The organism is Nonomuraea sp. NPDC049624 (assembly GCF_040675255.1).
Classification (GTDB): Bacteria; Actinomycetota; Actinomycetes; order Streptosporangiales; family Streptosporangiaceae; genus Nonomuraea.
On the sequence record NZ_JBFAOR010000008.1, the window covers coordinates 407,937 to 420,564 of the forward strand.

Annotated in this window: 11 protein-coding genes; 8 read left to right on the forward strand and 3 right to left on the reverse strand. The window is 73.9% G+C overall.

What is annotated here, in order from left to right; all coding sequences use genetic code 11:
• Positions 1 to 96 precede the first annotated feature (96 nt).
• The 4 genes from AB0J76_RS32960 to AB0J76_RS32975 are packed head-to-tail and all read left to right on the forward strand — an operon-like array spanning position 97 to position 6,320.
• Positions 97 to 1,806 carry an ATP-binding protein gene (locus AB0J76_RS32960; RefSeq protein WP_352323316.1) on the forward strand — a complete coding sequence of 570 codons (1,710 nt, stop codon included), beginning with the start codon at positions 97 to 99 and terminating at the stop codon, positions 1,804 to 1,806.
• A gap of 10 nt (positions 1,807 to 1,816) precedes the next feature.
• Complete coding sequence (locus tag AB0J76_RS32965) at positions 1,817 to 2,956, forward strand: exonuclease SbcCD subunit D (protein WP_352323317.1); 1,140 nt, start codon at positions 1,817 to 1,819, stop codon at positions 2,954 to 2,956.
• On the forward strand, positions 2,956 to 5,376 hold the full coding sequence (locus AB0J76_RS32970) for an SMC family ATPase (RefSeq protein ID WP_352323318.1): 2,421 nt from the start codon (positions 2,956 to 2,958) through the stop codon (positions 5,374 to 5,376). The genes AB0J76_RS32965 and AB0J76_RS32970 overlap by 1 nt, the downstream gene beginning before the upstream one ends.
• Positions 5,373 to 6,320 carry a hypothetical protein gene (locus AB0J76_RS32975; RefSeq protein ID WP_352323319.1) on the forward strand — a complete coding sequence of 316 codons (948 nt, stop codon included), beginning with the start codon at positions 5,373 to 5,375 and terminating at the stop codon, positions 6,318 to 6,320. Before AB0J76_RS32970 ends, AB0J76_RS32975 begins: the two co-directional genes overlap by 4 nt.
• Before the next feature lie 5 nt (positions 6,321 to 6,325).
• On the opposite strand, the gene AB0J76_RS32980 is transcribed toward AB0J76_RS32975, so the two are convergent.
• Positions 6,326 to 7,513 (reverse strand): HAMP domain-containing sensor histidine kinase, encoded by a 1,188-nt coding sequence (locus tag AB0J76_RS32980; RefSeq protein WP_352323320.1) that lies wholly within the window; start codon positions 7,511 to 7,513, stop codon positions 6,326 to 6,328.
• Positions 7,510 to 8,166 carry a response regulator transcription factor gene (locus tag AB0J76_RS32985; protein WP_352323321.1) on the reverse strand — a complete coding sequence of 219 codons (657 nt, stop codon included), beginning with the start codon at positions 8,164 to 8,166 and terminating at the stop codon, positions 7,510 to 7,512. Before AB0J76_RS32985 ends, AB0J76_RS32980 begins: the two co-directional genes overlap by 4 nt.
• 135 nt (positions 8,167 to 8,301) lie before the next feature.
• Between AB0J76_RS32985 and AB0J76_RS32990 the strand changes: the two genes are divergently transcribed.
• The 4 genes from AB0J76_RS32990 (at position 8,302) to AB0J76_RS33005 (ending at position 12,093) form a co-directional block, all read left to right on the forward strand.
• The gene (locus AB0J76_RS32990) at positions 8,302 to 8,823 is read left to right on the forward strand and encodes a hypothetical protein (RefSeq protein WP_352323322.1); all 522 of its coding nucleotides are present in this window, start codon (positions 8,302 to 8,304) and stop codon (positions 8,821 to 8,823) included.
• A complete protein-coding gene (locus AB0J76_RS32995) occupies positions 8,823 to 9,950 on the forward strand; it encodes an efflux RND transporter periplasmic adaptor subunit (protein WP_352323323.1) in 1,128 nt (375 codons plus the stop codon). The genes AB0J76_RS32990 and AB0J76_RS32995 overlap by 1 nt, the downstream gene beginning before the upstream one ends.
• Before the next feature lie 107 nt (positions 9,951 to 10,057).
• Positions 10,058 to 10,879, forward strand: coding sequence for an ABC transporter ATP-binding protein (locus AB0J76_RS33000; protein WP_352323324.1), 822 nt, complete (start codon positions 10,058 to 10,060; stop codon positions 10,877 to 10,879).
• Positions 10,879 to 12,093 carry an ABC transporter permease gene (locus tag AB0J76_RS33005; protein ID WP_352323325.1) on the forward strand — a complete coding sequence of 405 codons (1,215 nt, stop codon included), beginning with the start codon at positions 10,879 to 10,881 and terminating at the stop codon, positions 12,091 to 12,093. The genes AB0J76_RS33000 and AB0J76_RS33005 overlap by 1 nt, the downstream gene beginning before the upstream one ends.
• A 60-nt stretch (positions 12,094 to 12,153) precedes the next feature.
• On the opposite strand, the gene AB0J76_RS33010 is transcribed toward AB0J76_RS33005, so the two are convergent.
• Positions 12,154 to 12,618, reverse strand: coding sequence for a hypothetical protein (locus AB0J76_RS33010; RefSeq protein WP_352323326.1), 465 nt, complete (start codon positions 12,616 to 12,618; stop codon positions 12,154 to 12,156).
• Positions 12,619 to 12,628: the final 10 nt, after the last annotated feature.

Here is a 12,628-nt window from a genome sequence, read left to right on the forward strand (position 1 = left end):
GGCCCCCGACTACTCTCCTTTGGAAGGGCATGTCTGGTGGTGGAGGGATTCGTGACGGTCAACGGGGCTGCGAGCCGCGAGGCGTCTCCTGCGGCGATGGCGACCGGTGAGGCGGTCGGCCGGGTCCTGGGCACCCAGGCCGCCTCGCCGCTGTCGTTCTGGGTCGGCCTGGAGCCCGGCAAGGTGCTCCAGCTCGACGACGTCGTGGTCACCAGGCGCGACGTGCCCGGCCACGGCCCGGTGCTGGTCGCCGGCGTGGTGACCACGGTCGAGGCCAGGCACGAGGGCGCCGCCTACGACTCCGACGTGTTCCTCATCGCCGAGGGCGCGCTGCCCGCCGCCGTGGTCGAGGTGGCCGAGGTGCGGGTGACCAGGGTCGAGCCCGAGGTGTTCGTGCCGCCGCTGCCGGGCGCGAAGGTCTTCGTGGCCGGGGCCGGCGACCGCGACCAGGCGCTCTACTTCGACGTGATGGACCGCCGGGTGCCCATGGGCATGGGCCGCGACGGCCTGCCGCTCTACGTCAACTTCGACTTCCTCGACGGCACCCGCGGCGCGCACGTGTCGATCTCCGGCGTCTCCGGCGTGGCCACCAAGACGTCCTTCGCCACGTTCCTGCTCTACTCGATCTTCAACTCGGGCGTGCTCGACGCCGAGTCGGCCAACACCAAGGCCCTGATCTTCTCCGTCAAGGGCGAGGACCTGCTCTTCCTCGACCACGACAACGTGCGCCTCGACGACCAGGCGCGGGCCGCGTACGCCCGGCTCGGGCTGCCCGCCCAGCCGTTCGGCAGCGTGCACGTGTTCGCGCCGCCGCGGCCCGGCGACCCCAACGGCGTGCCGCACGTGTCCGCCCGCACCCAGGGCGTCAGCTCGTTCTACTGGACGCTGGTCGAGCTGTGCGAGGAGGAGCTGCTGCGGTTCGTCTTCGCCGACGCCGACGACGAGCGCGCCGGCTACTCCCTGCTGGTGGGCCAGGTGGCGGCCCGGCTGAAGTCATGGGCCGAGCCGGTCGGCGACGGCGGCGCGGTCATGATCAGGGGCACCGCCTGCCGCACCTTCGGCGACCTGGTCGAGCTGCTGTCCGACCAGTTGCAGGACGAGGCCACCCGCATCGAGTGGACCGGCGCCCAGACCCCGCTCGGCACGGTCAACGCCTTCCTGCGCAGGCTGCGCAGCGCCGTCAAGCCGCTGTCCCCGATCGTCCGCGGCGACCTGCCGTTCTTCCGGGCCCACTCGGTGCGCACGTCCGACGCCCAGGTCACCATCGTCGACCTGCACAACCTGCCCGAACGGGCCCAGCGGTTCGTGGTGGGCGTCGTGCTGCGCGGCGAGTTCCACCGCAAGGAGACCTCGGGCACGGCCAAGCCGCTGCTGTTCGTCGTGCTCGACGAGCTGAACAAGTACGCGCCGCGCGAGGGCGACTCGCCGATCAAGGAGATCCTGCTCGACGTGGCCGAGCGCGGCCGGTCGCTCGGCGTGATCCTCATCGGCGCCCAGCAGACCGCCTCCGAGGTCGAGCGCCGCATCGTCTCCAACAGCGCCGTACGCGTCGCCGGCCGCCTCGACCCGGCCGAGGCCGCCCGCTCCGAGTACGGCTGGCTGCCCCCGGCCGTCAGGGAACGCGCCACGATCGCCAAGCCGGGCACCATGTTCGTCGCCCAGCCGGAGATCCCGGTGCCGCTGGCCGTCGCCTTCCCGTTCCCCGCCTGGGCGACCCGGCCGGCCGAGGCGGCCTCGCGGGTCAGCCCGTCGGCCGACCCGTTCCAGGGGTTGCCGGGCGTCGAAGACGACATTCCGCCGTTCTGAAGGGAGCTCGGTGAAATTCCTGCACACCGCGGACTGGCACGTGGGCAAGGTGCTCAAGGGCCGCTCCCGCATGGACGAGCACCGGGCCGTGCTGCGCGAGCTGGTCGCGGCGGCCCGCACCCACGACGTCGACGCGGTCGTGGTGGCCGGCGACCTGTTCGACACCTCCGCGCCGACGCCCGAGGCGCAGTCGCTGGTGCTCAACGCGCTCATGGCGCTGCGCGGCGACGGCCGTGACGTGGTGGTGCTGGCCGGCAACCACGACAACCCGCAGCTCTTCGAGGTCTACCGGCCGGTGCTGGGCAAGCTCGGCATGCACGTGGTGGGCGTCTTCCGCCGTCCCGACGCGGGCGGCACGCTGGCCTTCACCGCGCGCACGGGGGAGCCGGTGCGGCTGGGCGTGCTGCCGTTCCTGTCCCACCGCTATGTCGTACGCGCCGCGGAGGTGCTCACCGGCACCACCGCCGACCACAACCGCGACTACGCCACCCGCATCTCCGAGCTGGTCGGCGCGCTGACCGCGGGCTTCCAGAGCGACACCGTCAACCTGATCACCACGCACGGCACCCTGCCGGGCGGCGCGTTCGGCGGCGGCGAGCGCGAGGCCCAGTCGATCTTCTCCTACTACTTCGAGCCCAACGCCTTCCCGGTCTCCACCCAGTACGCCGCGCTCGGCCACCTGCACCGCAGGCAGCAGATCCCCGGCCCGTGCCCGATCTGGTACAGCGGCTCGCCGCTGGCCGTCGACTTCGGCGAGGAGGGCAACACGCCGGGCGCGCTGCTGGTGGAGGTCACGCCGGGGCGGCCCGCGGTGGTGCGGGAGCTGACGTTCGCCGCGGCGCGCCGGCTGCGCACGGTGCGCGGCACGCTGGAGCAGCTGGAGGGCCTGGAGGCGGGCGACGACTGGCTCAAGGTGATCGTGGAGGAGAAGCCCCGCGTCGGCCTGTCCGACCAGGTGCGCGACCTGCTGCCCGGCTCGGTCGACGTCGTCCTCGACGAGCGGTTCCGGCCGGTGCCCGCGGTGCGCCGGGCCGGGTCGGCCGCACGCAGCCCGCGCGAGCTGTTCCGCGAGTACCTGAGTGCGACCGGCCGCCACGACGACCAGGTCGCCGCCCTGTTCGACCGGCTCTACGACGAGGTGACCGGCTGATGCGTCCCCTGCTGCTGCACCTCGACCACTTCGGCAGTTTCCGCGAGCCGGCCACCGTCGACTTCTCCGACACCGAGTACTTCGCCCTGGTCGGCCCGACCGGCGCCGGCAAGAGCACGATCATCGACGCCATCTGCTTCGCCCTGTACGGCACCGTCCCGCGCTGGGGCAAGGAGAACGTCATCGCCCACGCCCTGGCGCCGTCGGCGAGCTCGGGCAAGGTGGCGCTGGTGTTCGAGAGCGACCGGCGGCGCTACGGCGTGGTGCGCTCGCTGGTCCGCGACGCCAAGGGGACCGTCCGTACCAAAGAGGCCAGGATCGACGAGCTCGACCCGGCGGCGCCGCTCGACGCGGCGTACGAGATGGTGCTGAAGCCGCTGGCCGAGGGAGAGAACGTCACGCCCGAGGTGCAGCGGGTGACCGGCCTGGAGTACAGGTTCTTCACCCAGTGCGTGGTGCTGCCGCAGGGCCGGTTCGCCGAGTTCCTGCACGCCGCGCCGCGCGAGCGCCAGGACCTGCTGGTGCAGCTCCTCGACGCCGACGTCTACGAGCTGATCAGGCAGCGGGCCGCCCGCGACGAGGAGGCCGCGCGCAACGCCGCCGCCTTCGCCCGCGACCAGCTCGCCAAGCTGGCCGGCGCGTCCGACGAGGCCGAACGCGAGCTGGCCGACCGGCTGGCCGCGCTGCGGCGGCTGGCCGGCACCATCGACACCGACCTCGACCTGCTGCGCTCCCGCGAGGGCGACATCGGGCGGGCCGAGCAGGAACGCGCGGCGGTGGCCGAGCGGCAGTCGGCGCTGGCCGCGCTGCGCATGCCGCCCGCGGTGCCGACGCTGGCCTCGGCCCGCCGCGAGGCCGCCGACGCGGTCGCCGCGCTGGAGACCGAGACGGCGTCCGTGGAGGCCGACGAGCACGAGGCGTTCGAGGCGCTGGCCGCGCTAGGCGACCGCGCCGAGCCGGTGGCCGCGCTGGCCGCCCTCGACGCCCGCGAGCGCCTCACCGCCCAGGCCGCCGACGCCCGCCGGGCGGCGGCCGAGGCCGCCACGGCGCTGGAACGCCTCACCCCCGCGGTCGCCGACGCCGAACGCGCGCTGAGCGACGCCGAGCACGAGCGCGAACGGCTGCGCGACGCCCACACCGCGGCCGGTCTGAGCCACCGGCTGGCCGTGGGGGAGCCGTGCCCGCTCTGCCTGCGCCCGCTCACCGAGCTGCCCCACCACGACAGGCCCGCCGATCTCGGCGCCGCCGACCGCGCCCTGGCAGCGGCCCGCGACCACGCGGCCCGTGGCCGGGCGGCCCTGGCCAAGGCCGAGACGTCGGCGTCCATGCTGGCCACGCAGTCGAGCCGGCTCGACGCCGAGCTGGCCGCGCTGCCCGCCCCCGGCGACCGCAACGAGATCGAAGGCCGCCTGGCCGCCATCGCCAAGGCCGAGGCCCTGGCCACCGAGGCCCGTACCGCCATGCGCAACGCGCGCAAGAAGCTCGAACGCGCCCGTACCGCCGCCGAACAGGTCGAACGGCAGGCCGAGAGCGCCTGGCAGACGCTCGCGGCCACCCGCGACCGGCTGCTCGTGCTCGCGCCCACCGGCGACGCGCCGCCGCCGCTCACCCGCGACGACCTCCACCGCGCCTGGACCGAGCTGCTCGGCTGGCGCGACCGGGCCGCCGAGGCCGCCCGCGCCGCCCTGGCCGAGCGCGAGCAGGAGCTCGCCCAGGCCACCGCCCGGCTCGCCGCCGAACGCCACCGGCTGACCGAACGCCTGGCCGAGCACGGCGTCACCGTCCCCCGCAACGCCACCCCCGACCAGCTCGGCGCGGCCGTCGCCGGAGCGGTCGCGCGGGCCGACGGCGCCCTCGAACGGGTCCGCGAGGAACGCAGGCGCGCCGCCGAGCTGGAGACCGCCGTCGCGGAGAAGGATCACGAGGCCAAGGTCGCCCACGAGCTGGCGCTGCGCCTGCGGGCCAACGCCTTCGAGCGGTGGTTGTGCGCCGAGGCCCTGGCCGTGCTGGTCGCCGCGGCGTCCGAGACGCTGATGGAGCTGTCCGACGGCCAGTACGAGCTGGCGCTCGGCGAACGCACCGGCGACATCGAGGTCATCGACCACGGCGAGGCCGGCCTGCGGCGCAGCGCCCGCACGCTGTCCGGCGGCGAGACCTTCCAGGCCGCGCTGTCCCTGGCCCTGGCGCTGTCGGGGGCCGTCGCCAGAGGGCTCGACTCGATCTTCCTGGACGAGGGCTTCGGCACCCTCGACCCGGCCACCCTCGACACCGTCGCCACCACCCTCGAACGCCTGGCCGCCGGTCAGGAGCGCATGATCGGCGTCGTCACCCACGTCCCGGCGCTGGCCGACCGGGTGCCCGCGCGCTTCGAGGTGCTGCGCGACGCGAAGGGCTCGCACGTGCGCAAGGTGGGGCCGTGAACCCGGGCTTCACCGTCGACCCCTGGGACCCGGGTTACGCCGCCGCGATCGCCGTCGAGGCCCTGTCCGAACTGGGCGCCACCAGTGCCGAGCTGGTGCTCGACGTCGAGCGGCCGGCCGCCGACTGGAAGCCCGTCACGCCGGGCCCCGGCGCCGCCGCCCCCGAGACGCTGCTGGTCGCCGACGGGGTGCGCCGGATCGACGCCCGCGTGTGGGTGCACGATCCCGACCTGCCGATGCCCGTCCCCGGGATCGCCGCCTCCTACGCCGCCGGGATCGTCCGCTGCGGGCGCGAGGGGGCCGAGCTGGCCGCGATCGAGGTCAACAGGACGCTGATCTCGGCCTCGCCGTACGCGCCGGAGGTCAAGACCGCGCACGCCTCCTACCTGCCGAACAAGGCCGCCGACTCCAGCTTCGAGGAGCTGTCGCTCGCCCTGCAACGCCAGGTCACCCAGCTGGAGGTGGACCTCGCCGTCCGCCACCGGTCGCTGGGCGACGACCTGCTGCTGGTGGACGGCCCGCTGCGGGGACGCACCCACCTGCCCCGGACGGTCGGCTACATCAAGACGCACCACGCGGCGTACCTGCCGCAGCCGCAGTCGGCCGTGGTGGCCGCGCTCACGCCGGGGCAGCGCACGCCGGTGTTCCTCATGGGCACGAGCTGGCGCCGGCACGCCTGGTACCTGCGGCTGCCGGTCCAGTCGACGGCGCCGTGGGCGGGGATCGCCCGCTGCGAGGCCAGCGCCGAGCTCGACCCCTCGCAGGTCGTCGAGCTGGCCGACGCCGTCACGCTGGCCCTGCCGGCGCTGGCCGGCGTCGACTACAAGGACCCGCGCGCCCCCCAGAACCTGGTCCCGATCGGCGGCCTGGAGAAGCTGCTCCGCCACCATCTGGGCGACCCGCGCCTGCTCTACCGTTCACTGCGCACGGCCGCCCACCAGTAGCCCGGTCAGCCGGCCGGGAGGGTGGCGGTGACGACCAGGCCGCCGCCCTCGCGCGGGCGGGCCGTCACGTCCCCTCCGTGCGCGACGGCCACCGAGCGCACGATCGACAGCCCGAGCCCCGCGCTCGTCCCGGTGACCACCCGTTCGGCGCCGTGCCGGTGGAACGGCTTGAACAGCAGCGGCACGTCGTACGGGGGGATGCTCGGCCCGCTGTTGCTCACCTCCACCTCGGCCCGCCCGTCCGGCGTCGTCCGGCTCACCACCCGGACCCATCCGCCGTCGCCGAGGTTGTGCCGGACGCCGTTCTCGACCAGGTTGTGCACCAGCCGTTCGAGCAGCAGCGCGTCGCCCGCGGTCGGCGCGGGCCCGGCCTCCTCCTTCACGACGACGTTCGCCTCCGCCGCGGCGCGGGCGGTCTGGGCGACGACGTGCGAGACGATGTCGGCGAGGTCCACCGGGGAGCGGTCGGCGATCTCCTGCTCGGAGCGGGCCAGCAGCAGCAGGCCCGAGATGAGCCGCTCGTGGCGGGCGTTGATCTGCAGCAGGCTCTCGCCCAGCTCCTTGACGTCGTCGGAGGCGGTACGCCGGTGCATCGCCAGCTCCACCAGCGCCCGGTTGAGCGTCAGGGGGGTGCGCAGCTCGTGGGAGGCGTTGGCGACGAACCTGCGCTGGCCGTCGAAGGAGTGGTCGAGCCGCTCCACCATCGTGTCGAACGTGTCGGCCAGCGTCTTGACCTCGTCCGGGGGGCCGCCGAGCGCGATGCGCTCGTGCAGGCCGCGTTCGGCCATGGGGGCGGCGGCGATCCTGCGCGCGGTCTCGGTCACCAGGTGCAGCGGGGCCAGCACGCGTCCGGCCACCACCCAGCCGAGCCAGATGGCGGTCCCGCACACGACGACCAGCGCGATCGCGCCCTGGGTGAGCAGCGAGGTCGCGGCGGCCTCCCGCACCCCTTCCTCCTGCTGCCGCATCCAGTCGACGGCGGCGGCGCCGGCCAGCTCGACGCCGTCCTGCTTGAGGAAGATCACGTTCTTGCGGGTGCCGGCAGTGGTCACGAACCGGTTCTCGAACGACTGCGCGAGCTGCTGGTTGAACAGCAGGTACGTGACGCCCAGCAGGGCCAGCCCCGCCACCAGGAACAGGGCGCCGTACACGAGGGTGAGGCGCAGCCTGAGGGTGGGGTGCGGCAGTCTCATGCGATCCGGTACCCCACTCCCGGCACCGTCTCCACCACCGGCGGGTCGGCCAGCTTGCGGCGCAGCTTGAGTATCGTCAGCCGCACCGCGCCGGTGAACGGGTCGGCGTGCTCGTCCCACGCCTTCTCCAGCAGGTGCTCGGCCGAGACGACCGCGCCCTGCGCCCGCATCAGCTCGGCCAGGACGGCGAACTCCTTCTTCGACAGCGGCACGAACCGCCCGTTCCTGAACACCTCCCTGCGCCCGGGGTCGAGCGTGATCCCGGCCCGGCGCAGCACCGGGGGAGTGGCCGGGCGCGAGCGCCGTCCCAGCGCCAGGACGCGCGCCGCCAGCTCGGGGAAGGCGAACGGCTTGGACAGGTAGTCGTCGGCGCCGATGGACAGCCCGCTGACCCGGTCGTCGAGCTGGGCGGCGGCCGTGAGCATCAGCACCCGCGCGTCGGAGTCGGAGGCGACCAGCTCCCTGCACACGTCGTCGCCGTGCACGCGCGGCAGGTCGCGGTCCAGGACGACCACGTCGTAGTCGTTGACCGCGATCCGCTCCAGCGCCGCCGCGCCGTCGTGCGCGAGGTCGACCGCGTGGGTCTCGTCGCGCAGCCATTCGGCGATCGCGCCGGCGAGCACGCGCTCGTCCTCCACCACCAGCACCCGCATTCCGTACCTCCGGCTCGATTCTTGCGCGGGTGGTATTTGATCCGGATAAGCCGGAGATGGAAACGCTGGAGAAACACGTCCGCGTATTGCATCTCCCCTCGTAAGTCCACCGGCTTTCGAGCGAGGAGAGCATTCATGCGAGGACGATCCCTCATGGCGCTGGTCGCGGCCGCGCTGTTCCTGACGGCGTGCGGCGCCCAGGAAGGCGGGTCGGACGTGGCGTCGGTGACCGGCACCGGCACCGGCAACCAGCCGACGACCGGCGCCACGGCCACCGCCGACCGCAACGCGCAGGCCGTGAAGTACACCACCTGCCTGCGCGAACAGGGCCTGGACATCGCCGACCCCGGCCCGGATGGCCGGATCCAGATGAAGTTCGACAAGAGCTCCGGCGGCCCGGAGAAGGTCCAGAAGGCCATGGACGCCTGCAAGGCGCTCCAGCCCGCGGGCATGAACCTGGGCAAGGGCGGCGACCCCAAGCAGGCCGAGAACATGCGCAAGCAGGCGCAGTGCATGCGGGACAACGGCGTGGAGGCGTTCCCCGACCCCGAGGGCGGCATGGTGCGCATCACGCCCGAGGTCGGCGAGGACCCCGACTTCAAGGCCGCGCAGGAGAAGTGCCGGATGAACATCGGCGGGGGACAGGGGGGCTCTTGATGGGCACGGCCACCATCGACGGAAAGGCCGAGCCGGACGCCCCTTCCCCGCGCGCCCGCCGCCGCGGCGGGCGGGCGGTCCTCGCCCTCGTCGGGGTGGCCGCCGTCGCGGGGGCGGCGGTCCTGGCGGTCAATCCCGGCGGGCTGCTGGACGGCGGCGCCACCCCGTCCGCGTCGGCCGGCGCGCTGCCCCCGGCCACCACCCCGGTCACCCGCCAGACGCTGAACGACACCAGGGACGCCGACGGCGAGCTCGGCTACGGCCCGGTCACCACGGCCATGGCCAGGAAGGCCGGCACCGTCACCTGGCTCCCGGACAGCGGCGACCGGATCACCCGCGGCCGGTCCCTGTACCGCCTGGACAACAAGCCGGTCATGCTCCTGTACGGCACCACCCCCGCCTACCGCGACCTGCGGATCGGCAGCGAGGGCAAGGACGTCGAGAACCTGGAGCGCAACCTGCGCAAGCTCGGCTACGACGGCTTCACCGTGGACGACGAGTACACCTACGACACCGCGCAGGCGGTGCGGGAGTGGCAGGAGGACCGCGGCCTCGACGAGACCGGCGTGGTGGAGCTGGGACGCGTCGTCTTCGCCCCCGGCAAGGTCCGGGTGGAGAGCCTGGAGGCCGAGCAGGGCCAGCCCACCGGCCCCGGCCAGAAGATCCTCACCTACACGGGCACGAAGAAGGTCGTCACCGCAGAACTGGCCGCCGAGGACCAGCGGATGGCCAGGAAGGGCACCAAGGTCTCGGTCACGATGCCGGACGGCAAGGACGTCACCGGCCGGATCACCGAGGTGGCCACGATCATCGACCCCGGTGACGGGCAGAACGCCGACCCGGAGACCCGCCTGGAGGTGCAGGTCTCGCTGGGGAACGCCAAGGCGGCCAAGGGGCTGGACCGGGCGGCGGTGAAGGTGACGTTCACCGCCGACCGGCGCAGGGGCGTGCTGACCGTGCCGGTGTCGGCGCTGGTCGCGTTGCGGGAGGGCGGGTTCGGGGTGGAGGTGGTGGAGGGTGGCCGGTCGCGATATGTCGCCGTGCGGACCGGGTTGTTCGCCGGTGGGCGCGTCGAGATCTCCGGCGACGGGCTCACCGACGGCATGACAGTGGGAATCCCGAAATGACCCTCACCCCGAACAACCCCGAAACCCGCATCTCGCCCCCTGCGGACACCTCCGCCCCGGGCCTTGCGGGCACGCCCGCCACAAGCCCGGCGGAGGAGGGGCGGGCCATGATCGTGCTCGCCGGCGTGTCCCGGACCTATCCCGGCGGGGTGGCCGCGCTGGACGCGGTGTCGCTGGAGGTCCGGCGCGGCGAGCTGGTCGCCATCGTCGGCCCGTCGGGCTCGGGCAAGTCCACGATGCTCAACATCGTCGGCACCCTCGACCGCCCGTCGGCGGGCCGCGTCGAGATCGACGGCTACGACGTCTCGACGCTGTCGGACAACGAGCTCTCGGCCCTGCGCGCGACCACGATCGGCTTCGTCTTCCAGCACTTCCACCTGGCCGCCAAGGTCTCCGCCCTGGACAACGTGGCAGACGGCCTGATCTACACCGGCCTGCCGCCGGCCGAACGCCGCCGCAGGGCAGCGACGGCGCTGCGCCGCGTCGGCCTCGGGCACCGCGTCGACCACGAGCCGCACGAGCTGTCCGGCGGCGAGCGGCAGCGCGTGGCCATCGCCAGGGCGGTGGCCGGCGACCCGCCGCTGCTGCTGGCCGACGAGCCCACCGGCGCGCTGGACTCCGTCTCGGGCGCCGGCGTGATGGACCTGCTGCACGAGCTGAACGGGAGCGGCACCACCATCGTGATCATCACCCACGACCGCGAGATCGCCGCCGGCCTCCCCCGCCAGGTGAGCATGCGAGACGGCCGCATCGTCTCCGACTCGGCCTTCGACTCGGCCTCCGACTCGGCCTTCGACTCGGCCTCCGACTCGGCCTTCGACTCGGCCTCCGACGCTGCCTCCGGCTCCAGCGCGGACTCGGGCTCCGGTTCCGGTTCAGCGGGCGGTGGCCGGTGCGTGCGCGAGCCCGTCGAATCCGAGGTGGCGTGATGGCGACCCTGGAGCGCCCCAGGCTCTCCCCGGCCAGGATGCGCCCGCGCGACGTGATGCGCGTCGGCGCGGTCGGCCTGCGTACGCGCCCGCTGCGGGCGTTCCTGTCGGCGCTCGGCATCGCGATCGGCATCGCCGCGATGATCGGCGTGGTGGGCATCTCGTCCTCCTCCAGCGCCGAGCTGGACCGTACGCTGTCCGCGCTGGGCACGAACCTGCTCACCGTCTCCTCCGGCACCACGCTCCTGGGCGAGGCGGCCCAGATGCCGATGGACGCCGAGGCGATGATCGAGCGCATCGGCCCGGTGGAGTCGGTCTCGTCCACCGGCAAGGTGCCCGAGGCCAAGGTCTACCGCAGCGAGGAGATCCCGGCGCCCCAGACCAACGGCCTGGTCACGATCGCCGCCCGCCTCGACCTGCTGCCGACCGTGGGCGCGACGGTCCGCCGCGGCACCTGGCTCAACGCGGCCACCGAACGCTACCCGGCCGTCGTGCTCGGCTCGGCCGCCGCCCAGCGGCTCGGCATCGGCACCGTCACCCCCGACACGCAGGTGGTGATCGACGGCATCCGGTTCACGGTGGTCGGGCTGCTCGACCCGGTGCCCCTGGCCGAGGAGCTGGACAGCGCGGCCCTGGTCGGCTGGCCGGTCGCGGAGTCCAGGCTGGACTTCGACGGGCATCCGACCACGCTCTACACCCGCTCGCAGGAGGCGAGGCTGGAGGACGTGCGGTCGGTCCTGGCCGGCACGGCCAACCCCGAGGCGTCCAGCGAGGTGGACGTCTCCCGCCCGTCCGACGCGCTGGCCGCCAAGCAGGCGACCAGCCAGGCCTTCGCCGGGCTGCTGCTCGGCGTCGGGGCGGTGGCGCTGCTCGTGGGCGGCGTCGGCGTGGCCAACACGATGGTCATCTCGGTGCTGGAACGCCGCGCGGAGATAGGCTTGCGCCGGTCGCTCGGCGCGACGCGGGGCCAGATCCGCACCCAGTTCCTCGCCGAGTCGCTGCTGCTGTCCGCGCTGGGCGGCGCGGGCGGGATCCTGCTGGGGGCCGGCGTCACCGTCGCCTACGCCTTCTCCCGCGGATGGCCCGCCGTGGTGCCCGCGTGGGCGACCGTCGGGGGCCTGGCGGCCACGCTGCTCATCGGCGCGGTGGCGGGGCTCTACCCGGCCGTGCGCGCCTCCCGGCTGTCGCCGACGGAGGCGCTGTCGGCGCCGTGAGACAGGCGCCCCGGGGCAGGACGGAGCGGGTCAGGACAGGGCGGGTCAGGACAGAGCGGGTCAGGACAGAGCGGACCCGGGGGCGGGGGAGTAGCAGGTCGTCCTGCCGACGATCCTGACGTTCGGCCCGTCGAGCACGGTGAGCTCGAACGTCAGGTTCGTCCGGGGGTTGCGCACGACGGAGACGACCGGGGTCTCGTCACGCAGGTCGAGGTCCTCGACGATCTGGTCGTAGCCCAGGTCCTGGAGGGTGTGCAGGAGGCCGTCGGGAGCGTCGGCGGCCTCGCCCTCGGCCCGGACGAGCCGGCGCACCTGGCCGGGCACGCACGAGCGGTCCTCGGTCTCGTCGGAGCGGTCGGCCGGCGAGACGCGCAGAGGGCCGCTGGTGAGCAGGGCGTCGGTGTCGGCGGCGAGCTGCCTGGCCGCGTCCTCGAAGGAGGACTGGCGGCCGGAGGTACAGGCTGCCGCGACCGCGACGCACACGAGCACCGCGGACATCATGACCGAGCGACCAGCCAGGCGCACGTTGGGACGA